This window comes from Nocardiopsis sp. MG754419 (assembly GCF_018207095.1).
Taxonomy (GTDB): Bacteria; Actinomycetota; Actinomycetes; order Streptosporangiales; family Streptosporangiaceae; genus Nocardiopsis.
This window is the reverse complement of the sequence record NZ_QOCZ01000360.1, coordinates 1-479: the sequence shown is the minus strand read 5'-3', so window position 1 is coordinate 479 and position 479 is coordinate 1. Positions and strand designations below refer to the sequence as shown.

The window sequence follows — 479 nt, the reverse complement described above, 5'->3', positions numbered from 1 at the left end:
CCGGGCCTTGGCGGGGTGGGGGAGACCGGACCGCCGACGAAGGGTGCGACACGAGCGTGTCGGACGGCCGCCGTTCGGTGACCCGGAACGCGCAGGAGGAGGAACGATCGTTGGCCGTGGAGACACCGGGCAGGAGAGGAACGCACCCCGGGCCCGCACAGGACACCGACTCGTCGGCCGGTACGGCCGGGCGGTCGCCCATCACCCACCGGTGTCCGGGTGACCCGTGGGAGGGGGACGTATGACCCGAGCACAGCGGACCCAGGGGTCGCAGCGCCAGGGGAGACGCCGGGAACTGCCCAGACGCACCTCCGCCGTGCGCTCCGGTCAGGCCGCGGAGGCGGTCGCCCCGCAGGCGCCGCCCGCCGGGGACGGACCCGGGGCGGTACCGCTGGAGCGTGTCCTGCACGCACTGGAGGAGATGGAGGAACGGGAGGAGGACGGGCCGGGGGAGGTGCCGTGGCCGCGCAGGGAGGGCG

At 75.6% G+C, this 479-nt stretch carries 1 protein-coding gene; it reads left to right on the top strand.

The window, feature by feature from the left end:
• Positions 1-241: 241 nt before the first annotated feature.
• A partial coding sequence (locus DSY14_RS28120; RefSeq protein ID WP_211719604.1) for a hypothetical protein occupies positions 242-479 on the top strand: 238 nt, incomplete at its 3' end.